This is a genomic window from Fictibacillus aquaticus (assembly GCF_002245695.1).
Classification (GTDB): domain Bacteria; phylum Bacillota; class Bacilli; order Bacillales; family Fictibacillaceae; genus Fictibacillus; species Fictibacillus aquaticus.
Window position 1 is genome coordinate 280,226 of sequence record NZ_NOII01000002.1, and the last position, 22,363, is coordinate 302,588.

Genomic DNA, 22,363 nt, shown 5'->3' on the forward strand with positions numbered 1-22,363 from the left:
TAACTTTAAACTCTTAGTTCAGCGATGCGCTGCTTGACGAGCTGCTGTTTTTCAATATAATCCTTTTCTTTCGCGCGTTCTTCTTCAATCACCTTTTCTGGTGCTTTCTTTACGAAACCTTCATTGCTCAGTTTCTTCTGAACACGTTCTACTTCTTTATTGTATTTCTCCAGCTCTTTTTCCAGGCGCTGAATCTCTTCATCGATATTGATCAAGCCTTCAAGCGGAAGATACATCTCAAGCCCTGTCAGTACAGAGCTCATAGATTTTTCCGGCGCAGTGATTTTTTCGTCAATCACGAGCTCACTCGGGTTGCAGAAACGCATAAGATACGTGCGGTTCGCTTCCAATGCCTTCTGAACTTCGGCGTCCTTCGGCTTGATCTGAAGCTCGATCGGCTTGCTTGGCGCAACGTTCATCTCTGAGCGGATGTTTCGCACAGAACGGATCACTTCTGTAATGAGCGCCATGTCTTTTGCCGCTTCAGGGAAATGGAGATCTTCTCTTTTTACCGGCCATGAAGCAACTGTGATTGACTCTCCTTCATGAGGAAGGTGCTGCCAGATCTCTTCTGTAATGAACGGCATGAACGGATGAAGAAGCCTCATCGTCTGATCAAGCACATGTGCCAAAACAGAGCGTGTCGTTTTCTTCGCCGCTTCATCTTCACCGTAAAGAGGAAGCTTAGCCATTTCAATATACCAGTCACAAAGATCATCCCAGATGAAGTTGTAAAGCAGTCTTCCTACTTCGCCAAACTCATAGGCGTCGATCAGACGGGTAACTTCCTCTGCTGTCGTGTTGAGTCTTGTTAAAATCCACTTGTCAGCAAGGGATTTTCCACCTGAAAGATCAATCTCGCTGTATGTCATTCCGTTCATGTTCATGAGCGCAAAGCGGGAGGCGTTCCAGATTTTATTAGCAAAGTTCCAAGTCGATTCAACCTTCTCCCAATAGAAGCGGAGGTCGTTGCCCGGCGAGCTTCCTGTTGAGAGGAAGAAGCGGAGAGCATCTGCTCCGTACTTTTCGATAACATCCATCGGATCGACACCGTTGCCAAGCGACTTGCTCATCTTGCGGCCTTCAGAATCCCTCACCAGTCCGTGGATCAGCACATCGTTGAACGGCTGCTTACCAGTGAATTCAAGTGACTGGAAGATCATGCGCGCAACCCAGAAATAAATGATGTCATATCCTGTTACAAGTACATCGGTCGGGAAGTAGCGCTTAAAGTCTGCACTCTCTTTATCTGGCCAGCCCATTGTTGAGAACGGCCACAACGCTGAAGAGAACCATGTATCAAGCACGTCTGTATCCTGTTCCCAGTTTTCGATATATTCAGGTGCTTCGTGCCCTACAAAAATCTCGCCTGTTTCTTTGTGATACCAGGCAGGAATACGGTGCCCCCACCAAAGCTGGCGGGAGATGCACCAGTCACGGATGTTTTCAATCCACCGCATATACGTTTTCTCGAAACGGTCCGGAACAAAATTGACTTTATTATCGGATGACTGAAGTTTGATCGCTTCTTCAGCCAACGGCTTCATCTTAACGAACCATTGTGTTGAAAGATAAGGCTCAACAACTGCTCCGCTTCTTTCAGAATGTCCGACAGAATGCATGTGTTCTTCAATTTTGAAAAGAACGCCCTGCTCCTGGAGGTCTTTGACGATCTGTTTACGGCACTCGAAACGGTCCATTCCTTTATAGACACCTGCATTATCGTTCATCTTTCCGCCTTCATCCATTACGAGAATACGCTCAAGATTATGGCGGTTTCCAATTTCAAAGTCGTTCGGGTCATGAGCCGGTGTAATTTTAACTGCGCCTGAACCGAACTCCATGTCAACATAATCATCGCCGACAATCTCGATCTCGCGTCCAACGATCGGCAGGATTGCTTTTTTGCCAATCAGATGCTGATAGCGCTCATCTTTTGGATGAACAGCGATCGCTGTATCGCCAAGCATCGTTTCCGGACGGGTTGTTGCCACTTCAATGTGGCCGCTTCCGTCAGCTAGAGGATACTTCATATGATAGAAGGCTCCCTGCACATCCTGGTGGATAACCTCGATATCGGAAAGTGCCGTTTTCGTCTGCGGATCCCAGTTGATGATATATTCCCCGCGGTAGATTAAGCCTTTATTATAAAGCTTGACGAATACTTCTTTAACCGCGTCAGAAAGTCCCTCATCCAGCGTGAAACGCTCTCTTGAATAATCGAGGCCAAGACCGAGCTTCGACCATTGCTTGCGGATGAATTCCGCATACTCTTCTTTCCATTCCCATGATTTCTCAAGAAACTTTTCGCGTCCAAGATCATAGCGGGAAATTCCTTCTTCTTTCAGCTTTCCTTCAACCTTTGCCTGAGTGGCAATACCAGCATGGTCCATCCCTGGAAGCCATAATACGTCATAGCCTTGCATCCTTTTTGTTCTTGTCAGGATGTCTTGTAGTGTCGTATCCCAGGCGTGCCCGAGGTGAAGTTTCCCTGTTACGTTCGGCGGCGGGATTACAACGGTGTAAGGCTTTTTCTTTTCATCACCAGTCGCTTCAAAAAATTTTCCCTTAAGCCAATATTCATACCAGCTGCTCTCTGTTGCTTTTGGATCATACTTTGTAGGCATTGTCAGTTCATTCTGTTCCGTTGTCATACAACTTCCTCCTTTTAAAAGCTCTTTAAAAGCTCATTTAAACATAAAAAGCTCCTCTCATCACAAAGGACGAAAGAAGCTGTTTCCGCGGTACCACCTTAATTTGCACATCAAAAAATGTGCACTCTTAACAGATAACGGCTGAACCCGTCTTCTTCTAGCAGGTTAGACCTGTTCAAAGAAAATGCTCCAGGGCGACCTTCCATGCCGCAGTCCTTAGGAAACTTTCACCATGTGTTTCCCTCTCTTTAAAGGTGCGGAAATGTACTCTTCCCCTTCTTAGCGTTCATATGAAATATGTCATTATTTTATAATGCAATTCACAGCCCCGTCAATAGAAAAAGGGTTGTGAGGATCAGTATATGCTGTTTATTAGAATTAGTATAGTCATTTTCACCAGAAAAACCGTTTTGCATACACTACAATAAATCCATATGGCCATATGCCTATAGGCTAGAACTAATAATAGGTGAGGGTGATAGTATGAGACGCCGTTTTACAGCCCGCTTCAGGAGTCCTAGATGGTTTCAGTCGTTAAAAGCAGCGGTCGGCCAGCTGACGATCCCTCTTTTTATCTTTCAACTGATCAGAACAATCCTTTTTCCAACATCCGTCGATTTTTTCCTGCTTTTCGTCCTGCTGATTTTTCACATTATCTTTTCTTATGAAGTACTTTGATTAGAAAACACCGGCTGTCGAAAAGACTTTGAAATCTTTTTGAAGACACCGAGTCTCTTCTTTGTAAAAAGCACTTTCCTAAAGCTTTTTGCAATTGAACGACTTGTTTATTAAGAAAGTTCATCGTGATACCTCTTAATAATCCAACGTTTAAAGCGTGAGAAGTGTTTTAAACCTCTCGTAGATACATTGGCCGTTTCAATCATTATTTCGTTTGATCAACCTGAATTCATCATTGATATGGTTGATTGGAGTGTAAGGTGCCGACTCCTCGAAAATGAAGGTCGCATTTTCTTCGTGCGATGTCTTGCTGCGTCGCCTTCCTTATCCTGCGGGACGAGTGGGACAGGTGAGACCCTTTAGGGCGCACAGCGGCAAAGGGGCTCACCTGTCCAGCAGAAAACGGCTAGCCCCTCGAGGTCAAAAGGGCAAGTGTCCAATAAGTCAAAGAGCGACTTACCGGCCCCGTTCCCTTTTGCTTGTCGGGGCTGAACGAGCCGTTTCTGCTTTTCGCCACGCGGAAAGCGTGCGCCTGAAACGGAGATCAACCGCTTCTATGGTTTCTGAAAGCAATATAGTTTACGAAACATCCTTGTAAAAAATCAAATTTGCTTAAAGAACAAAAAAAGTCACATATAGCAATCCTATATGTGACCATCTTTATTATGAATGTTTGGATCTGCAGGATTCTGCTCGCCTGCAAGCGGAAATCGGGATAAGTGCTCACAAAAATCGCGGATTCTTTTCATGGCCGATAGCCTGCTTTCCAGCACATGGACCATTTCAATCTGAGACAGCTTTGAATTATTCTGATAAGCGTCAACGGCGTTAAAGATCGGCTCTGGGAAGGAAAGATAACTGATCAGAAGCTCTCTTTCCTCATAAACTAATGGGAATTGCTTTTCATATTGTCTGAGCATCGATAATCCGTCGTCTCTGTTCCAGGAGCTTTTATGCGCAGCTTTTCGGAAATACATGGCCAGATCACGGACTGGCGTATCAAGCACAGCTTTTTCAAAGTTAAAAAGATGGCCTTCTCCTGTCTGGCTGTATAAGAGGTGGCTTCTTGAAACTTTGCCATGACACAGTACACTGCGGTACCTCTTTTCACGTTTGCATCCTTCATACCAGTTATTCAGAGACCGTTTGGCATCCTCAGCCATCCTCATCGTCTGATGAAAATGGCTCAAATATGTCAGCTCAAATGGCGACATATATGTCCTTTGCTCCGCCATTTCCGTAAAACGCTCCATTTCATACTGCCGGCTCTCCCACCGCCCCATCAAGTATTGCAATGAATGCTCAGCTACTTCTGGAGAGAAATCTTGTTCTTTTACGGTCAGTGCATGGATCCTTGCAATGTGATCGATGAGCACTTCATCCTGATAAGCTCCTCTTCTTTCTCCAGAAGAAGGGAACCACGGCATCAGGTAGTATACTTTAGAGCCTTGCTTTACCGTATAATCACCATATTTGGTAGGATACAAGGGGACCACTTGATGGAATCCGATTTCAGAAAGTCTTTGTATCACATGAGTGAACCACTCTCTTTCTCCATCCTCCATCACCGCTTCTTTTAACGCGAACGTTCCCCTTTTCGTTATTACTTTTTTTACTTTTCCAATTGATTCGATTTTCTCTGGGTACAGATCGTAATAAAACAGCACAGGCCCGTAATTCTGAATTTCCCCTCCTGTTGTCACAGGGCCACCTTCTTTCTGTTTTCATCCATCCATTCTGTGACTGCCATAAGCAGACGCCGGTTGATTTCCCATTCTCTTGAAAAACGGTCAAGACTGGAAACGGCTTCTTCAAGATCTCCACCCTGCAGGTTCAGCAGGCATTCCTTCAGTTCCCAAGGGATCATAATCTCAGCAGCCAGCAGAAACCCCTGTTCTGAATGCAATGGATAATCACGATCTGCTGCAGTCAGCAGTCTTTTTAAAGATGGAGTACCGCATGCAGCTATCCATTCCTGCAGAAATCTCCTTAACGGTTTATAGGTTCGCACTGGCATCTGGTCACCAGCTTCATAGAAAAGAAAATCCATGACTTTCCGGCCGCTGTCCGTGCTTAGCTGAGGATCAAGAAGAGGCGGGACGCTGTTTCCAGCCAGTTCAATCAACTTATTAGCCTGCACTGCCCTCTTCCTTGCTTCTGTCAGACTCATTCTGATCAAACTGAAGCTTCCGCCGCTGCTGGCCACGGGCTTAGCAAGCTCCAGCAGTGACTGGAAATCAAACTCATCCGTCTCTGCTAAAACTTCCAGCCCGCGTGCCTCCATTTCCCCCGCGGCTAAAATTTTTGCAACAAGTGCCCCCCACTGCTTTTCATTTCCCAGCAGTCCAAATGGCTCGATGCAGCTGTCATGAAGTGTAATCCATTGTTTGTTAACAGAAATCCTGCTTTCTCCTTTTTTCGTGCGTATCATCCGGTCAAGCATAGGACCATCTTTTTTACCTGCTTCATCACGCCATTCTGTATGCCATTTCAGCAGACTTTCGTCGGCCCAATACCGGATCCTCTTACACCCGCTGTCTGTGAGCAGAATAAAAGGGTTCTCCATCCAGGATACTTCGCGGAGACCGTATTCTTCTTTGACAATGTCAAGAATATCCATAGCTCTGCCGGCTACCTGGATGAAGATACAGGAATATATATGATCTGTCCTGCGCAAACCTGGTCTTGCTGGATGGAACGGTTAACTCTCAGCAGTGTATTGATTGAAACATCATAACGGTCACAAATTCTATCCAGTGAATCGCCGCGCTGCAGAATGTACATTTTCATTTTTGAAAATTTCTCTTCATTCCTGTCAAGCATCTTAGTCAAGTAAAGCGCATTTTCATCTTGAGTGTATGATTTTTTCGGTTTTTCCTGTTCTGTCTGCTGCACAGGAGGAGCTGTGTAGACCGTTTCCTCTGCGTATTCTTCAGCTGCAGGCTGCTGTTCGGCTGACCATTGCTGCTGTTGTTCGGCACCCCATTGCTGCTGGTGTTCCGGAACCCATTGCTGCTGCTGTTCGGCACCCCATTGCTGCTGTTCGGCCCATTGTTGCGGGCGGTGATTAGGATTATAGGAAGAAGAATAGGATTCTTGGTAGGAGACAGGCTCATAATGAGCTTCATAAGCCGCATTATATGTTTGTTCTTCATACGCTAGTTCTTCGTACTGCTGCTGTTCATATGATGACTCTTCATTTGGCTGTCCTTCAAACTCTTCTTGGACATCCGGTGTTTCTTCTGCTTCCTCATTTCTAGCATATTGAGTATCAGCCGCATCTTGAAATGCGATAGATTTTAACGAGTGAAGCGAATTGTCATAATATCCTTCTTTATCCTCACCCTGTGCTTTAAATTCAAATACCGTTTCCTTGATGGGATTTCTTGCTTCAGCAGGTTCAAAATACAGAGGCTCTGGAGTCACACTGTCCTCTTCTGAATATTTCGCTCTTGCTTCGAATTGAAAAGGTGCAAATATAGACGATGACTCACCCTTTGCCTGCATTTTTCCAGGCGCACTGTATTCAGCCTGTTCAGTACTGTTAACCTCTGCGGCAGGTTTTGTTTCTGGCTCTGCAGGTCTTTCATCTTTAATACCTGTAATGCAGATAGAAGCGGATAGCTCGAGACAAGCAGGATTCGGGAGTTCATAATCAAACGATTCTACCGCAACCATTATTTGATCTGCACGCTCTACCCGGTAGGATGGGATCGTAATATCTACTGGAAAACGATGCTTGATCCCCATTAAACCATCTTCTTTAACAGAAAGCTGTGTTAGCGAACGGTATGAAACCTGCTCGCTGAAACTGCTTGAACCCATATCCGAATTCTCATTTTCTACCGTATTAGCAGGCTCGTATTCCCCGCTCAGCACCAGAGCACCAGTGATGGAAATTTGACCGCTTTCTTCCGTAATAGTTATCTCTGGATCCAGCGATAATGCGTAAACCTCTGCCACTTCCTGTCCCTTCTTTAGCCAGACAGACTCCTCAATGGAGAAACGCAATTTGGATTGATTCATGCCCTTCTCCTCCTTTCAATGCATATAGTTATACACTTAAGGTATATGCTCCAACCTTCTGAGGTATGATTACAGGTTGTTTTTTATCAAGTACAGTGGAGTAGTTCAAAAAAAAAAAGAAAAACCAGCCAGGGCCGGTTTTTCTTTTTGTTTATTCTAAAGCTGCGCAAAAACAGTGTGGAACGCAGCAATCGTTTTTTCAATGTCTTCGTCACTGTGCGCTGTCGATAAGAACAGTCCTTCAAACTGAGAAGGAGGAAGTGAGATGCCATTCTCAAGCATAAGCTTAAAATATTTTTTGAAATGATCCAGGTTAGACGATTTTGCACTGTCATAATTCGTCACTTCTTCATCTGTGAAAAAGAAGCCGATCATGCTGCCTGCGCGGTTAATGCTGTGCGGGATGCTGTATTTGGCAGCGGCTTCCGCAATTCCCTGTGCAAGTCTGTCCCCTTTTCTTGTAAATTCTTTGTAAGTATCTGGAGTAAGCTGACTCAATGTATGATAGCCCGCTGCCATCGCAAGCGGATTCCCCGACAATGTTCCAGCTTGATAAATCGGACCGCTCGGGGCAATCTGTTCCATGATCTCGCGTTTTCCGCCATATGCACCAACCGGAAGTCCGCCTCCGATCACTTTTCCAAGGCAAGTCAGGTCTGGTGTAACCCCAAAATACCCTTGTGCACACCCATAGTCCACACGGAATCCTGTCATAACTTCATCAAAGATTAAAAGTGAGCCATGCTGTTCCGTGATAGAGCGGAGGCCTTCAAGGAAACCTGGCTGTGGAGGAACAACCCCCATGTTGCCTGCTACCGGCTCAACGATAATACAAGCGATATCCTCACCGAATTGTTCAAAGGCGTATTTTATGCTTTCAAGGTCATTATATGGCACAGTAATCGTATTGCTGGCAACAGCTTCAGGAACACCTGGAGAATCCGGGAGGCCAAGTGTCGCAACACCGGAACCTGCCTTTATTAAAAGTGAATCTCCATGTCCATGATAGCAGCCCTCAAACTTCAAGATCTTGCTTCGGCTAGTGTATCCTCTTGCAAGACGAAGTGCGCTCATCGTCGCTTCTGTACCAGAATTCACCATCCGAATCACTTCAACCGAAGGAACACGGTCGATGACAAGCTTAGCTAGCTTTGTTTCCCATTCACTCGGAGCACCAAAGCTCGTACCCATCTCTGCGGTTTTTTTAAGCGCTTCTACAACTTCATCATCCGCGTGACCTAAAATGAGAGGTCCCCAAGAAAGGACATAATCGATATATTCATTGCCGTCAATATCGTATATCTTAGAGCCTTTTCCTCTTTCCATAAAAACAGGATCCATCTCAACCGATTTAAACGCCCTCACAGGGCTGTTTACGCCGCCTGGCATATATTTTTTCGCTTCAGCAAATGCCGCGCTGGACTTATCGAACTGCCTCATGCTCTCCACTCCTTTTTTTATTTATTTTGCTGCAACCATCTTACAGCATCCTTCGCATGATAGGTGATGATCAGGTCCGCGCCTGCCCGTTTCATGCTCGTCAATGTCTCTAAGACCACCTTTTGTTCATCAATCCATCCGTTCTGTGAAGCCGCTTTAATCATGGAATACTCTCCGCTCACGTTATACGCCACAATTGGAACAGGATACCGGTCCTTTAGCTCGCGGATAATATCCATGTACGAAAGCGCTGGTTTGACCATGAGGAAATCTGCACCTTCTTGCATGTCGGCTTCCGCCTCGCGCAGAGCTTCCATCCGGTTAGCCGGGTCCATCTGATACGTTTTTCTGTCGCCGAACTGAGGTGTGCTGTGAGCTGCGTCTCTGAACGGCCCGTAATACGATGATGCATATTTTACAGCGTATGACATGATCGGAACATCATAAAAGCCTGCTTCATCGAGTCCGTGGCGGATCGCTGCAACAAAGCCGTCCATCATGTTGGAAGGAGCGATGATATCTGCGCCAGCTTTTGCTTGTGAAACCGCGGTTCTGGCAAGCAGTTCGAGCGTTTCATCATTCAGCACCTCGCCGTTTTCAATAACGCCGCAATGCCCATGGTCTGTAAACTGACAGAGACAAGTATCCGCGATAAGTGTAAGAGAAGGATGCCATTCTTTTATTTGCTTCAATGCCCTCTGGACGATGCCGTTGTCGTCATATGCAGAAGTTCCGCACTCGTCTTTTTCATCTGGCACGCCGAACACAATGACCGATTGGATGCCTAAAGAAACGACCTCTTCCATCTCTGTCTTCAGCATATCCATCGATAGATGATGCACACCAGGCATGGACGGAATTTCGTTCTTAACGTTATTTCCTTCTACGACGAATACTGGATATATAAAATCTTCTTTGGCGAGCTGGGTTTCCCTCACAAGCGCCCTCATTGAATCTGTTTTTCTCAGCCTGCGGTTTCGCTGAAACATCATATACTTACTCCTCCTTGTAATAACGGCAAATACTATGAAAAATGCCTTCTTGAGTATATTCTTCCGGTGCTCTCACCTGCAAAAAGCCTGCCTTTTTTGCCTGTATGGCAGTAGATGGACCAATGCAGAATACCGGCTTGCTCCAGTCAAATGAGAGGAACGGCTTTTTTTCAGCAAATACTGATACAGCTGAAGGACTCATGAACACGAGACTGTCCATTTCCTCGACTCCATCAAGAACAGTGTCTGAAGCAGCGGTATTATAAACGATCCATTCATCAACGTCTGTGATCCCTTGAAGTTCTTCTTTTAAGAGCTGTGGAGCGAGATTGCCTTTCGGAAAAAGAATCTTTTTTCCATGTGCTTCTTTTTTTAATGTGCTGGCCATATTTGCTCCGCTGAAGCTTTCTGGGACACTGTCTGCTTTTACTCCATATTCAGCCAGTGTACGTGCTGTGCTTGGTCCAACAGCTGCTGCCTTAACGTGTTCAGGCCAGATCCTTTGCCACTTATTAAGATGCTCAAAAAAGAATTTTACACCGTTAGAGCTTGTAAACACGACCCAGTCATAGCGGTCAAGACTGCGTATCTTCTCATATGCTTCACGGCTTTCCGCTAACGATACCTTGATGAGCGGAAAAAAAAGCGGCGTGCCACCATACTCATGAATTTGAGAAGAAAGGAAAGCCGATTTCTCTGCTTCCCTCATGATTCCGATCTGTTTTCCTTTTAACCATTTTTCAGATGGCATTTAACTGTTCAGGTCGCGCTTGACCGCATCTAAGATCTCTGCGGCTCCGCGCTGTTTCAGCTTGTCTGCTAGATCAAGCCCAAGTGCGGCTGCATCACTTCCCTGCAGTGTTTCTTTAATGATATCTTTACCATCTGGTGTTGCAACGAGACCCGTCAATTCAATCATGCTGTCTTTTTGAATGCCGAATGCAGCGATAGGAACTTGGCATCCGCCTTCAAGAGCGTGAAGGAGCGTTCTTTCTGCCGTTGTCGTCTCTCTTGTTTCAGCATCGTTCAACTTGTCCAAAAGCGCTTTCACATCAGTGTCTTCGCTTCTGCATTCAATGGCGAGTGAGCCTTGGCCGACCGCCGGAAGACAATCTTCCACATTTAAAAACTCTGTAACCGTCTCCTTGCTCCAGCCCATTCTCTCTAACCCTGCAGCAGCAAGAATAATGGCATCAAACTCTTTATTTTCAAGCTTTCCTAGACGTGTATCAATATTCCCGCGAATGGATTTGATCTCCACATCTGGTCTGATAGCAAGAATCTGTGCAGCTCGTCTCAATGAACTTGTCCCGACGACCGCACCTTCCGGAAGCTCGCGCAGGCTGCTGTAGTTCTTTGAAATAAAGGCATCTCTTGGATCAACACGTTTTGGCGTGCATCCGATCTCAAGCCCCTCAGGAAGTTCTGAAGGCATATCTTTCATCGAATGAACCGCGATGTCAATTTCCTTATCAAGCATAGCCTGCTCGATCTCTTTTACAAAAAGTCCCTTGCCTCCTACTTTTGAAAGCGTGACATCGAGGATGATGTCACCCTTTGTGACGATTTCCTTCACCTCAAATTCGTAAGGAAGACCAAGTTCCTTAAGCTGGCTGATAAACCAGTTGGTCTGAGTGAGAGCCAGTTTGCTTCTTCTTGAGCCAACAATGATTTTCCTCATGTAATATTACCTCCGAATAATTTATCTGTACCAAAAGTGAAATTCCGTAAATGCAGATGATAAAAAGTAGTTGATGAGGACGATAAGAAACGCTGCCGCATTCCATTGAGCGAGAGCTTTCCCCTGCAGCCCGCGCGCTGTTTTCTGATACAGAAACGTGCTGTAAACAGCGATGACGATAAAGGATGAAACTACTTTCGCATCAAAAAATGAGAAATCAGGGACTTTCAGATGGGCCCAGATAACCCCTAATATCAGGCTGAGCAGGAGCAGCGGAACACCTACCATATTAAGCATGAACGGCAGCCGGTCTAGCTGTGAGAGGCTGCCGAAACGCTGAAGGCGTTTGTTCCATTTTTTCCGTTTCAGCATGCTGTGCTGAATTAAATACATGACCGAAAAAATAAATGATAATGAAAATGCCCCATAAGATACGAATGCCATCGTGATATGAATGATCAGCAGTTCAGACACAAGCTGCTGTGAGAGCACTTCACTGACTTGTTCACTCGGTGCGAATAAATGGATGGATAACAGCATAAAGCCAAGCAAGTTCGTGAAGAACACAAAGAAATCGACTCTAAAAAACCGGTTCATGATCAGCGAAAAAGTGACCAATATCCAGGCATAAAAAAACAGGCCTTCAGAAGGTGTTAAGATTGGGAATCTATTATACTCCACAATTCTCATCACAAAAAAGACCGACTGCAGTACCCAGACAATAGAAAGCAACCAGAAAGCAAACTTGTTTGCTTTCCGGTTGTTTTGCAAAAAATCAATAAAATATCCAATAATGCTCAGTGCATACAGCACGATGGTAAAATCATAAATCAAATTCATCTCTTTATCAGCCCACCTACCGGGCATGTCCGGCTGTCATTTATGAACGGAGTGTCATCCCTTTTGCAGCAGAAGCCGGACTGCCTAATGTTTCTTGAGAATCTTCCCGCTGTACTTGCTTGATGTTTTCTGCCTGGCGGTGCTTGTCTGCAAGCTCCTCGAGAGCAAATAGTTTCGTGAATAGCTGTAAGTTCTCTTCCGCTCCGGGGGAATCCGCGAGCTCCTTAACACGTGTGACCGGATCTCTTAAAAGTTGATTGATGATGCTCTTTGTATGTTTGTTTAAGATTTTTCTCTCTCTGTCTGTCAGATGAGGCAGCTTGCGTTCGATGCTCTCCATCGTCTCAGACTGAATGTTCAGCGCCTTTTCCCGCAATGCCGAAATAAGCGGTACAACTCCAAGCATGTTCACCCAGCGCTGGAATACGACAATCTCTTCTTCAATAAGAATACCGATTTTCTCAGCTTCTTTTTTCCGCTCCTCAAGGTTGGCATCAACAATTCCCTGAAGGTCATCGATGTCATACAAAAACAGTCCGTCAAGGTCGTTAATTGCAGGGTCAAGGTCTCTTGGCACGGCGATATCTACCATGAACAGCGGTTTCCCTTTGCGCTTTTTCACTACCGGCTGCATCATCTGCTTCGTTACCACATAATCAGTTGCACCTGTTGATGTGATCACGATGTCAGACTCTGCCAGAAGAACAGGAAGGTTTTCCATCGGATGAGCGATGCCTTGGAACTTAGAGGCAAGTTCTTTTGCTTTTTCAAATGTTCTGTTGACTACATTAACCTTGTTTGTCCCGCTTGCTTGCAAGTGCTTGGCTGAAAGTTCCCCCATCTTGCCAGCACCAATTACGAGAATATTTTTATCCTGCAGCCCGCCAAAAATCTTTTTCGCCAGTTCCACAGCTGCATAGCTGACAGAAACAGCGTTCTCGCCTATTTCAGTTTCTGAATGGCATTTCTTAGCGAAGGTGACCGCCTGCTTCATCAAACGGTTAAAAATCGTACCTGTTGTACCTTCTGCCTGTGCGGCAAGAAAGCTGTCCTTCAGCTGTCCAAGGATCTGAGTTTCTCCTAGAACCATGGAATCAAGGCCAGCTGCGACCCTGAACAAATGCTCGATCGCGGCATCGCTTTCTCTGATCATCAAATATGGAGAGAGCTCCTCTTGTGCTATGCCGAACCAGTCCGCCAGGAATGTTTTGATATAATAGCGTCCAGTATGGACCTGATCCACAACCGCATATACTTCCGTGCGGTTGCAAGTGGATACGATCACACATTCAAGCAAGCTTTTCTTGCTTCTCAGCTGCTTCATCGCTTCTGGAAGTTCTGCTGGCTGAAAAGAAACCTTTTCGCGAATTTCAACAGGTGCGTTTTTATAGTTCAGTCCAATAATGACGATATGCATGCGCTCACCTCCTTTATGTACGTCTTTGTCTTTTTATAGTATAACATGTGCTCCTGTCAGCACTCCTTTAGAATTGTGAACAGTCTTTAAACGTTTATGTTATGATACATGTGTCAGCCTTACATATTAAGTTTCCCTAAATAAGAAAACCAACACTATATAAAATACCAAATTTCGACCGGATTAGCAAAGGTTGTACATTGGAGGAGAAAATGAAACAGCAGTCAGTCTTTTCAGGTATTGTCATACTCGGTACAGGATTGTTTTTTCTAGCTACACAGATGCAGGTGACAGCACTTCTGCCGTATCTTTCCTGGCCTGCACTCTTAGCAATCGTAGGGGTCGCTTTTCTCGTACAGAGCGCTTCAGCAAAAGATGGATCGGGTGCGTTCAGCGGCATCCTTCTGACAGGATTAGGGATTCATTTCTACGCTTCCGGCAGAGTTGAAGGCTGGCCGCAGGGTCTCGGAATGTTCATCCTTATCATGGCAGCCGCCTTTTTCTATCAGTATAAAAAAACAAAGGAAGGTCTTATCGCCGGAATCATCATGTTTGCCATCTCAATGTGGCTTCTATTCTTCAAGACTAACTCGTCTCCTGTTCAGGACTTGTTTTCAGGAGTTGAAGGTTTATGGCCGGCAGCGCTTATCGCCGTTGGAGCAATCTTTATATTTAAAAAGAAAAAATAGCCTGAACGGGTTGCTCCGTTCAGGCTGTTTTTTTACTTCTTCTTAATATAAGACATGATTGTTCCCCATGCTTCATCTTTTCCTTGTCCGGTTTCAGAAGAAAACTTGATTAGCGGATCATCAGGATGCTTTTTCAATGTATCTCTGACAACCTTTAAATGCTTCTCCCATTTCCCTTTAGGAATCTTGTCACATTTAGTGGCAACAACAATAACAGGTATCTCATAGTGTTTGAGCCACTCATACATCATAACGTCCTCTGATGATGGAGCATGGCGGATATCAACGAGAAGAACGACCGCTTTCAGCTGTTCACGCTGCATGATGTAGCGTTCGATCATTTTACCCCATGCCTCACGCTCCGTTTTAGATACCTTTGCAAAACCATATCCTGGCACATCGACAAAATATAAACCATCATTGATGATATAAAAATTTAGCGTCTGTGTCTTACCAGGACGTGAAGAGGTCCTTGCGAGATTTTTACGGGCGATCATTTTATTGATGAACGACGATTTTCCAACATTGGAACGGCCAGCAAGCCCAATTTCGGGCAGCCCGCCTTCTGGATACTGCTCAGGTTTAACAGCTGATATTACAATTTCTGCTTTTGTTACTTTCATAATTTATCTCCTGACAATGCATGCTTGAGCACTTCATCGAGATGGGACACGAGAATGAAGTTAAGTCCTTCTTTTACTGTGTCTGGAATATCGTCGATGTCCCGCTCATTTTCTTTTGGAAGAATGACTGTATGAATGCCCGCACGGTGCGCGCTCAGTGATTTTTCCTTTAATCCTCCGATCGGAAGAACTCTTCCGCGGAGAGTGATCTCACCCGTCATACCGACGTCCCGCCTAACGGGGCGTTTGGTCAGTGCAGAAACGAGTGCTGTCGCTATTGTTATCCCTGCGGACGGACCATCCTTTGGCGTAGCGCCTTCAGGAACGTGTATATGAATATCGGTTTTTTCATAAAAATCCGGTTCGATGCCGAACGCTTCAACTCTTGTCCTGACATAGCTCAATGCAGCCTGTGCAGATTCTTTCATCACATCGCCAAGCTTTCCAGTAAGAATTAGCTTGCCTTTCCCTGGAGAAAGTGCGACTTCGATGGAAAGTGTATCACCGCCTGCAGTTGTGTACGCTAGACCTGTAGCCGCACCGACCTGATCTTCTAGCTCAGCCTGGCCGAAGCGGAATTTAGGTTTTCCTAGAAGTGCCTCAAGTGTTTTAGCTGACACGGTCACCTTTTTCTTATCTTCGCCGACAATCTGCTTTGCGGCTTTACGGCAAATGCCCGCAATCTGGCGTTCGAGGCCGCGGACACCAGCTTCACGAGTATAGTTTCGTACTAGCTTCAGCACGGCTTCGTCCTTCATCTGCAGCTGAGATTTTTTCATTCCGTGTTCTTTCAGCTGTTTAGGAAGCAAGTGATTTTTAGAAATATGAAGCTTTTCTACTTCTGTATAGCCCGCGATCGAAATGATTTCCATACGGTCTAGAAGAGGACCTGGTATCGTCGCAAGAGAATTAGCTGTTGTGATGAACATAACTTTCGAAAGGTCATACGGTTCCTCGATATAGTGGTCGCTGAACGTATTGTTCTGTTCTGGATCAAGCACCTCAAGCAGTGCAGATGATGGATCACCTCTGAAATCACTGCTCATCTTATCGATCTCATCGAGAAGGAACACAGGATTGACGGTTCCGGCTTTCTTCATCCCTTGTATCAGCCGTCCCGGCATGGCACCGACATATGTTCTTCTATGCCCGCGGATTTCAGCTTCATCGCGCACACCGCCAAGGGAGATACGGACAAAATTACGGCCGAGAGCACGTGCGATAGAACGGGCAAGGGAGGTTTTCCCGACACCTGGAGGACCTGAAAGACAAAGGATAGGACCTTTAAGGGAGTTCGTCAGCTGCTGGACAGCAAGGTATTCAAGAACCCGCTCTTTTACCTTCTCTAGTCCATAATGATCTTCGTCAAGAACTTGCTGTGCATGACGTATATCAAGATTGTCCTTCGTTTCGCTTTTCCATGGAATGTTCAGCAGCCAGTCGATATAATTGCGGATAACAGAGCTTTCGGCAGAAGAACCAGGCATCTTTTCATATCGGTCTACTTCCTTCAAGGCAATAGCCCGGATATTTTCCGGCATATCAGACGCCTCAATCTTTTCCTTCAGCGTCATCGCTTCTCCTGTTTTGCCTTCCTTATCTCCGAGTTCCTTTTGAATGGCTTTCATCTGTTCTCGCAAATAATATTCTTTCTGCGTCTTTTCCATCGCCTTTTTCACACGCTGTCCGATCTTTTTCTCCAGTCCGAGAACTTCCTTTTCGTTGTTAAGGATAGAAATAAGATGGTTTAATCTCTCTTTAACGTCAGTCATCTCGAGAATCTTTTGTTTTTCTTTGATCTTCAGCGACAGATGAGAAGCGATAACATCAGCCAGTCTGCCCGGCTCTGATATATCCTGTACAGACGCCAATGTTTCAGGCGTTACTTTTTTCGATAGATTTATGTATTGCTCGAACTGAGCCAGAACAGAACGCATCAGCGCTTCCGTTTCAGCACCCGCTTCTTCTGTTTCTTCGATAATTTCTACTTCCGCCTCAATATGCGTTTCCAAGTCTGTAAACTGGCTGATCTTGCCCCGGCTGATTCCTTCTACGAGGACACGGATCGTCCCGTTAGGCAGTTTCAGCATCTGGTTTACTTTTGACAGTGTTCCGATCTCATATATTTCATCCTGTGCCGGATCCTCAACCGATACTTCTTTCTGTGTAGCCAGGAAGATCGTCTGGTCATCTAGCATAACTTTCTCCAGAGCCTGTACCGATTTCTCCCGACCCACATCAAGATGAAGCACCATCGTCGGATAAACAAGCAATCCTCTTAAAGGAAGCAGCGGAAGGGTACGGATTTCCCCCATAAAAAACACCTCCGAACATACTAGTTGCTTAATGTAATAAGTGTGAGCCTTTGTACAATTCTACCGATAAAGCGCGGTTTTGTCTAATTCCAGTATTCACTGAAAAAAAGACTCACTGTTTATTTATTAACTAAAATCCTGGCTCTGGTTTTACTATTGCGCCTTGAACCTTGCCTCTTCATTCCTTCATTATTCAGAACGCTGCATTCAACAAAGTAAAACCCTCCTATCATAAGGAAGCAGGAGGGTTCTTTAATATGGCTGAGGCGGTGATAGACATTTCCGTTTCTTCTTCCGTGAATGCATAATGAAACACCTGGCTTAACTTTGTTACCGGAAGGATTTCTATACCTTCCACCGACTCAAGGATTTTCTGATAGTTCTCCTCTGGAATAATGACCCGTTTGGCACCGGCTTCCTTTGCTGCCTGCACTTTTGCAAGTACACCGCCGACAGGCTTTACTTTTCCATGAATACTCAATTCACCAGTCATCGCCACTTCATGGCTTACTTTAATTTCATGAATGGCTGAGTAAACCGAAACGGCCATCGCTATTCCTGCAGAAGGACCGTCAACAGGACCGCCGCCCGGAAAATTCACGTGTATATCATAGCTGCTCGTGTTGACCCCCATCATTTTAAGAACAGTCAGCACATTTTCAGCTGAGCTTTTAGCCATACTTTTTCTGCGAATCGATTTCGACTGGCTGCCAATGCTTTCTTCTTCAACTATTCCTGTAATAGTAATAGCACCTTTTGACTTCGCCGGCAAAACCGTTGTTTCTATTTCAAGAAGGGCGCCGCTTGCTGGACCATAAACAGCCAGGCCGTTTACATGTCCAACTTTCGCTTCGTCTCCGATCTTTCTTTCTGGTCTTGGAGACATTCTGCTTGAATGCACGACCCATTCTACATCCGATTTCTCGATATGATCACGGTTTTCGGTGATTGCATGACCAGCAGCAATCTGTACCATATTCACCGCTTCACGTCCGTTTTTCGCATACTGTGAAATAAAATCGATGCTTGAGTCTTCCATTCCCAGTTTTATCTTTTCAGACGCCCTTCTGGCAATTCGCTTGACTTCTCCGGGCTTCAGTTCACTGAAGAAAACTTCTAAGCAGCGTGAGCGGATGGCGGGCGGAATTTCTTCCGGCATCCTTGTTGTCGCACCGATCAGGCGAAAGTCAGCGGGCAGTCCATTTTGAAAGATATCATGTATGTGCGGCGGGATATTTACATTCTCCTCATGATAATAAGCACTTTCAAGATACACTTTACGGTCTTCGAGAACTTTAAGCAGCTTGTTCATTTGAATCGGATGAAGCTCTCCTATTTCATCGATAAACAATACACCACCGTGAGCATTTGTTACTGCGCCTTGCTTTGGCTGCGGTATGCCTGCCTGCCCCATGGCACCTGCACCCTGATAAATTGGATCATGAACAGAACCGATAAGCGGATCTGCGATTCCGCGTTCGTCAAATCTTGCTGTAGTAGCGTCAAGTTCTACAAACACAGCGCTAGGTCTGAATGGTGAGTTTTTATTCCGTTTCGCCTCTTCTAGTACTAGTCTTGCTGCTGCTGTTTTTCCTACACCGGGAGGACCATATACAATGACATGCTGCGGATTCGGCCCGCATATTGCCGCTTTTAATGCTTTAATGCCGTCTTCCTGCCCGACAATATCAGAAAAATCACCTGGCCTGACCCTTTCTGACAAAGGTTCAGACAGCGAGATAGAGCGCAGCCTTCTTAACTGGTCCATCTCTTTTCTTGATTCCTTGTCTATGCTTACTTTCTGAGTCCGCTGGCTTTTTAACAGGTTCCAGAAGTACAGCCCGATCACCACTCCAAAAAAGAGCTGGATAATAAGCGCTATCGTCGTCCAGTTCATATAAATCCTCCCGTTATGTAACATCTTATGGGACTAGTATCTCCCCCTCACTTCTTTGCTAAACGGTCAAATTATAAAAGAGCATGTTTAAAGGCTTGTAAAGGCTTGGGGTACGGTACCATTCCTCAATAATGCAGCTGTTAAGCTTCTGCTGCTTGAATGGTACCGTACCCCCTTTATTTAGAATACAAAAAAACCGGCCAATGGCCGGTTTTTCGTATGGTATTTACGCGCTTTCTTTTGGTGTTTCTTTCTTCTGTTTCACTACTGTTCCGTCCTCTAGCTCAAGAATCGGAGGAACCTTATTGGCGATTGTCTCTTTCGTAACGATGCATTTCACAACATCTTCTCGGGATGGCAGCTCGAACATAACATCAAGCATGACTCCTTCGATGATGGAACGCAGTCCGCGCGCTCCAGTTTTACGCTCAATCGCCTGCTTGGAGATTTCCAGAAGGGCTTCTTCATTAAACTCAAGCTCCACTCCGTCAATATCCAATAGCTTTTGATACTGCTTAACTAGCGCATTTTTCGGCTTTGTCAAAATCTGCACGAGTGCTTCTTCATCAAGCGGCAGCAAGTTAGAGATAACCGGAAGACGCCCGATAAATTCAGGGATCAGCCCGAAGCGGAGCAAATCTTCAGGAAGTACTTTAGATAAATATTCCCCTGCTTTTAAATCTGTCTGACGGGATTCAGAACTGAATCCAATCACTTTCTTCCCGAGACGGCGCTTGATGATCTGTTCAATCCCATCAAACGCTCCTCCGCATATAAAGAGGATATTTGTTGTGTCAATCTGAATGAATTCCTGATGCGGATGCTTGCGTCCGCCTTGTGGAGGTACACTCGCAACTGTACCTTCAAGAATCTTGAGCAGTGCCTGCTGAACGCCTTCACCAGATACATCGCGAGTAATAGAAGGATTTTCCGATTTACGCGCGATCTTGTCAATTTCATCAATGTAAATGATGCCTTTTTCTGCTTTTTCAACATCATAATCAGCTGCCTGAATGAGCTTTAGAAGGATGTTCTCAACATCTTCCCCAACATAACCAGCTTCTGTAAGTGATGTCGCATCGGCGATGGCGAAAGGCACGTTCAAGATACGCGCAAGCGTCTGAGCAAGTAAGGTTTTACCGCTTCCTGTCGGTCCGATCATCGCGATATTACTTTTAGAGAGCTCAACATCTTCAGATTTCTGTGAAGAATTGATCCTCTTATAATGATTGTAAACGGCAACCGAGAGGGATTTCTTAGCCTGCTCCTGACCGATGACATACTCGTCCAGGATCTTGCGGATTTCCATTGGCTTTGGAACTTCCTTCAGTTCAACATCCTCTTCAGTGCCAAGCTCTTCTTCAACGATTTCCGTGCATAGCTCGATACATTCATCACAAATATATACACCTGGACCTGCTACCAGTTTTCTTACCTGATCTTGTGTTTTCCCGCAGAATGAACATTTAAGCTGTCCTTTTTCATCATTAAACTTAAACAATGAGATCACCCCTAAAACATTAATATGGATGAAACGTGTGCCTCTGCACTATCTATTTAAAAACAGTGCGAATATCTCGGGCAATCGTTATAAACGATACGTTCTCCCGTTAATCATTACCGATTTTGTATGTATGGATTTTAACACATTTTACCCTATTAACGGAAATGAAAACCCTTAAGAGGTGCTGTGTATTATATAAGTATGAACAAACGCGCACGTTTTAAAACCTGTATTTCATAATAACGCTCTTTTTATGTATATAGGTAGAAAACAAGGCACGATTAAATCGCGCCTTGTTTCCTATATGATTTATGCAGCTGTTTTGCTGTTTTCTACAAGGAAGTCAATTGCTTTACGGACCTTAAGGTCTGCTGCAACAGCAGATTCTCCGCCTTGCGCAGCAAGCATTTCCTTGATTTTAGAAACTTCAAGATTGTACATCTCAGCCATCTTTTCGAACTCAGCGTTGATCTCTTCTTCAGTAGCTTCAAGGTTTTCTGCTTCTGCGATTGCTTCAAGAACAAGGTTAGTGCGTACGCGTTTTTCAGCGTCCGTTTTCATTTGTTCGCGAAGTGCTGCTTCATCAGTACCTGAGAACTGGAAGTAAAGATCAAGATTCATTCCCTGCATTTGAAGACGCTGTGCGAATTCCTGCATCATACGGTCAAGCTCTGTGTTAACCATTGCTTCAGGGATTTCGATTTCAGCGTTTTCAGCCGCTTTTTCCACAACTGTGTCACGAGTTGTGTGCTCAGCTTCGTGCTTCTTGCTTTCTTCAAGCTTTGTGCGAAGCTTTGTCTTAAGCGCATCAAGAGAATCTACTTCCTCATCCGCTTCTTTAGCGAAATCGTCGTTAAGTTCTGGAAGCTGCTTCGCTTTGATGTCATGGATTTTCACTTTGAAAACTGCAGATTTCCCTGCAAGCTCTGCTGCATGGTACTCTTCTGGGAATGTTACGTTAACATCCTTTTCAGCGCCTGCTTTTTCGCCTACTAGCTGCTCTTCAAATCCTGGAATGAAAGAACCAGATCCGATTTCAAGAGAATAGTTATCGCCTTTTCCGCCTTCGAAAGCTACGTCATCTACGAATCCTTCGAAATCGATAACAGCAGTGTCGCCATTTTCAATTGTGCCTTCTTCTTTAACAACAAGCTCGGCCTGCTGCTCTTGAAGACGCTTCAATTCGTTGTCTACATCCTCATCCGTTACGTTAGTATCTACAGCCGGAACTTCAAGGCCTTTGTATTCACCGAGCTTAACTTCTGGCTTAACCGTAACCTTAGCTGTGAAAACAAGTGTGCTGCCCTTTTCCATTTTTTCAACGTCTACTTCTGGACGGTCAACCGGCTCGATTCCAGTCTCTTCAATCGCCTGGCCATAAGCCTTTGGAAGGATGATATCTAATGCATCCTGATAAAGAGATTCTACACCAAAGCGCTGTTCGAAAAGTTTGCGCGGCATTTTCCCTTTACGGAATCCTGGTACGTTTACTTTTTGAACAACTTTCTTAAATGCCTGGTCTAGAGCTGTATCTACTTCAGCAGCCTCAACTTCGATCGTTAAGACCCCTTGGTTGCCTTCTAACTTTTCCCACTTTGCGCTCATAA

Annotated in this window: 17 protein-coding genes and 1 other annotated feature; of the genes, 2 read left to right on the forward strand and 15 right to left on the reverse strand. The window is 45.1% G+C overall.

All coding sequences use genetic code 11. The annotated features are described in order from the left end of the window. Positions 1–5: 5 nt before the first annotated feature. Positions 6–2,654 (reverse strand): valine--tRNA ligase, encoded by a 2,649-nt coding sequence (locus tag CGZ90_RS09340; RefSeq protein ID WP_094252140.1) that lies wholly within the window; start codon positions 2,652–2,654, stop codon positions 6–8. Positions 2,655–2,716: 62 nt separating this feature from the next. Then, positions 2,717–2,944, reverse strand: a binding site (T-box leader). 193 nt (positions 2,945–3,137) lie between these two features. Between CGZ90_RS09340 and CGZ90_RS09345 the strand changes: the two genes are divergently transcribed. Next, positions 3,138–3,332, forward strand: coding sequence for a hypothetical protein (locus tag CGZ90_RS09345; protein WP_094252141.1), 195 nt, complete (start codon positions 3,138–3,140; stop codon positions 3,330–3,332). Between the two features lie 644 nt (positions 3,333–3,976). On the opposite strand, the gene ysxE is transcribed toward CGZ90_RS09345, so the two are convergent. From ysxE to hemA, 9 genes are all read right to left on the reverse strand, one after another. Beyond that, positions 3,977–5,035: a spore coat protein YsxE gene (ysxE, locus tag CGZ90_RS09350; RefSeq protein ID WP_094252142.1), complete on the reverse strand. Its 1,059-nt coding sequence runs from the start codon at positions 5,033–5,035 to the stop codon at positions 3,977–3,979. Further along, on the reverse strand, positions 5,032–5,952 hold the full coding sequence (locus CGZ90_RS09355; protein WP_094252143.1) for a hypothetical protein: 921 nt from the start codon (positions 5,950–5,952) through the stop codon (positions 5,032–5,034). The genes ysxE and CGZ90_RS09355 overlap by 4 nt, the downstream gene beginning before the upstream one ends. A gap of 11 nt (positions 5,953–5,963) precedes the next feature. After that, positions 5,964–7,358 (reverse strand): stage VI sporulation protein D, encoded by a 1,395-nt coding sequence (gene spoVID / locus CGZ90_RS09360; protein WP_094252144.1) that lies wholly within the window; start codon positions 7,356–7,358, stop codon positions 5,964–5,966. A 156-nt stretch (positions 7,359–7,514) separates the two neighbouring features. Continuing rightward, positions 7,515–8,798 (reverse strand): glutamate-1-semialdehyde 2,1-aminomutase, encoded by a 1,284-nt coding sequence (gene hemL / locus CGZ90_RS09365; RefSeq protein WP_094252145.1) that lies wholly within the window; start codon positions 8,796–8,798, stop codon positions 7,515–7,517. A gap of 17 nt (positions 8,799–8,815) precedes the next feature. Further along, entirely contained in the window at positions 8,816–9,790 is a 975-nt protein-coding gene (gene hemB, locus CGZ90_RS09370; protein ID WP_094252146.1) for a porphobilinogen synthase, read from the reverse strand. Positions 9,791–9,794: 4 nt separating this feature from the next. Next, positions 9,795–10,541 (reverse strand): uroporphyrinogen-III synthase, encoded by a 747-nt coding sequence (locus CGZ90_RS09375; protein WP_094252147.1) that lies wholly within the window; start codon positions 10,539–10,541, stop codon positions 9,795–9,797. After that, on the reverse strand, positions 10,542–11,471 hold the full coding sequence (gene hemC, locus CGZ90_RS09380) for a hydroxymethylbilane synthase (protein WP_094252148.1): 930 nt from the start codon (positions 11,469–11,471) through the stop codon (positions 10,542–10,544). Positions 11,472–11,492: 21 nt separating this feature from the next. Next, a complete protein-coding gene (locus CGZ90_RS09385; RefSeq protein WP_240515400.1) occupies positions 11,493–12,311 on the reverse strand; it encodes a cytochrome c biogenesis protein in 819 nt (272 codons plus the stop codon). A gap of 40 nt (positions 12,312–12,351) precedes the next feature. Then, positions 12,352–13,728: a glutamyl-tRNA reductase gene (hemA, locus tag CGZ90_RS09390; RefSeq protein WP_094252150.1), complete on the reverse strand. Its 1,377-nt coding sequence runs from the start codon at positions 13,726–13,728 to the stop codon at positions 12,352–12,354. A gap of 212 nt (positions 13,729–13,940) precedes the next feature. Here hemA and CGZ90_RS09395 point away from each other — a divergent pair, with 212 nt between their 5' ends. Beyond that, a complete protein-coding gene (locus tag CGZ90_RS09395; protein WP_094252151.1) occupies positions 13,941–14,417 on the forward strand; it encodes a hypothetical protein in 477 nt (158 codons plus the stop codon). A 32-nt stretch (positions 14,418–14,449) separates the two neighbouring features. Here the strand turns inward: CGZ90_RS09395 and yihA are convergent, their stop codons facing one another. From yihA to tig, 5 genes are all read right to left on the reverse strand, one after another. Further along, the gene (gene yihA, locus CGZ90_RS09400) at positions 14,450–15,040 is read right to left on the reverse strand and encodes a ribosome biogenesis GTP-binding protein YihA/YsxC (RefSeq protein WP_094252152.1); all 591 of its coding nucleotides are present in this window, start codon (positions 15,038–15,040) and stop codon (positions 14,450–14,452) included. Next, the gene (gene lon / locus CGZ90_RS09405; protein ID WP_094252154.1) at positions 15,037–17,355 is read right to left on the reverse strand and encodes an endopeptidase La; all 2,319 of its coding nucleotides are present in this window, start codon (positions 17,353–17,355) and stop codon (positions 15,037–15,039) included. Before lon ends, yihA begins: the two co-directional genes overlap by 4 nt. A gap of 229 nt (positions 17,356–17,584) precedes the next feature. Beyond that, a complete protein-coding gene (gene lonB, locus CGZ90_RS09410; RefSeq protein ID WP_094252156.1) occupies positions 17,585–19,252 on the reverse strand; it encodes an ATP-dependent protease LonB in 1,668 nt (555 codons plus the stop codon). Positions 19,253–19,478: 226 nt separating this feature from the next. Next, complete coding sequence (gene clpX / locus CGZ90_RS09415; protein ID WP_094252158.1) at positions 19,479–20,753, reverse strand: ATP-dependent protease ATP-binding subunit ClpX; 1,275 nt, start codon at positions 20,751–20,753, stop codon at positions 19,479–19,481. 312 nt (positions 20,754–21,065) lie between these two features. Then, positions 21,066–22,361, reverse strand: coding sequence for a trigger factor (tig, locus tag CGZ90_RS09420; RefSeq protein ID WP_094252160.1), 1,296 nt, complete (start codon positions 22,359–22,361; stop codon positions 21,066–21,068). Positions 22,362–22,363: the final 2 nt, after the last annotated feature.

What these genes read in the sequence shown, in the direction of transcription:
- CGZ90_RS09340 (WP_094252140.1), bottom strand. Translation starts at nt 2,654, where the DNA reads ATGACAACGGAACAGAATGAACTGACAATGCCTACAAAGTATGATCCA.
- CGZ90_RS09345 (WP_094252141.1), top strand. Translation starts at nt 3,138, where the DNA reads ATGAGACGCCGTTTTACAGCCCGCTTCAGGAGTCCTAGATGGTTTCAG.
- CGZ90_RS09355 (WP_094252143.1), bottom strand. Translation starts at nt 5,952, where the DNA reads ATGGATATTCTTGACATTGTCAAAGAAGAATACGGTCTCCGCGAAGTA.
- spoVID (WP_094252144.1), bottom strand. Translation starts at nt 7,358, where the DNA reads ATGAATCAATCCAAATTGCGTTTCTCCATTGAGGAGTCTGTCTGGCTA.
- hemL (WP_094252145.1), bottom strand. Translation starts at nt 8,798, where the DNA reads ATGAGGCAGTTCGATAAGTCCAGCGCGGCATTTGCTGAAGCGAAAAAA.
- hemB (WP_094252146.1), bottom strand. Translation starts at nt 9,790, where the DNA reads ATGATGTTTCAGCGAAACCGCAGGCTGAGAAAAACAGATTCAATGAGG.
- CGZ90_RS09375 (WP_094252147.1), bottom strand. Translation starts at nt 10,541, where the DNA reads ATGCCATCTGAAAAATGGTTAAAAGGAAAACAGATCGGAATCATGAGG.
- hemC (WP_094252148.1), bottom strand. Translation starts at nt 11,471, where the DNA reads ATGAGGAAAATCATTGTTGGCTCAAGAAGAAGCAAACTGGCTCTCACT.
- CGZ90_RS09385 (WP_240515400.1), bottom strand. Translation starts at nt 12,311, where the DNA reads ATGAATTTGATTTATGATTTTACCATCGTGCTGTATGCACTGAGCATT.
- hemA (WP_094252150.1), bottom strand. Translation starts at nt 13,728, where the DNA reads ATGCATATCGTCATTATTGGACTGAACTATAAAAACGCACCTGTTGAA.
- CGZ90_RS09395 (WP_094252151.1), top strand. Translation starts at nt 13,941, where the DNA reads ATGAAACAGCAGTCAGTCTTTTCAGGTATTGTCATACTCGGTACAGGA.
- yihA (WP_094252152.1), bottom strand. Translation starts at nt 15,040, where the DNA reads ATGAAAGTAACAAAAGCAGAAATTGTAATATCAGCTGTTAAACCTGAG.
- lon (WP_094252154.1), bottom strand. Translation starts at nt 17,355, where the DNA reads ATGGGGGAAATCCGTACCCTTCCGCTGCTTCCTTTAAGAGGATTGCTT.
- lonB (WP_094252156.1), bottom strand. Translation starts at nt 19,252, where the DNA reads ATGAACTGGACGACGATAGCGCTTATTATCCAGCTCTTTTTTGGAGTG.
- tig (WP_094252160.1), bottom strand. Translation starts at nt 22,361, where the DNA reads ATGAGCGCAAAGTGGGAAAAGTTAGAAGGCAACCAAGGGGTCTTAACG.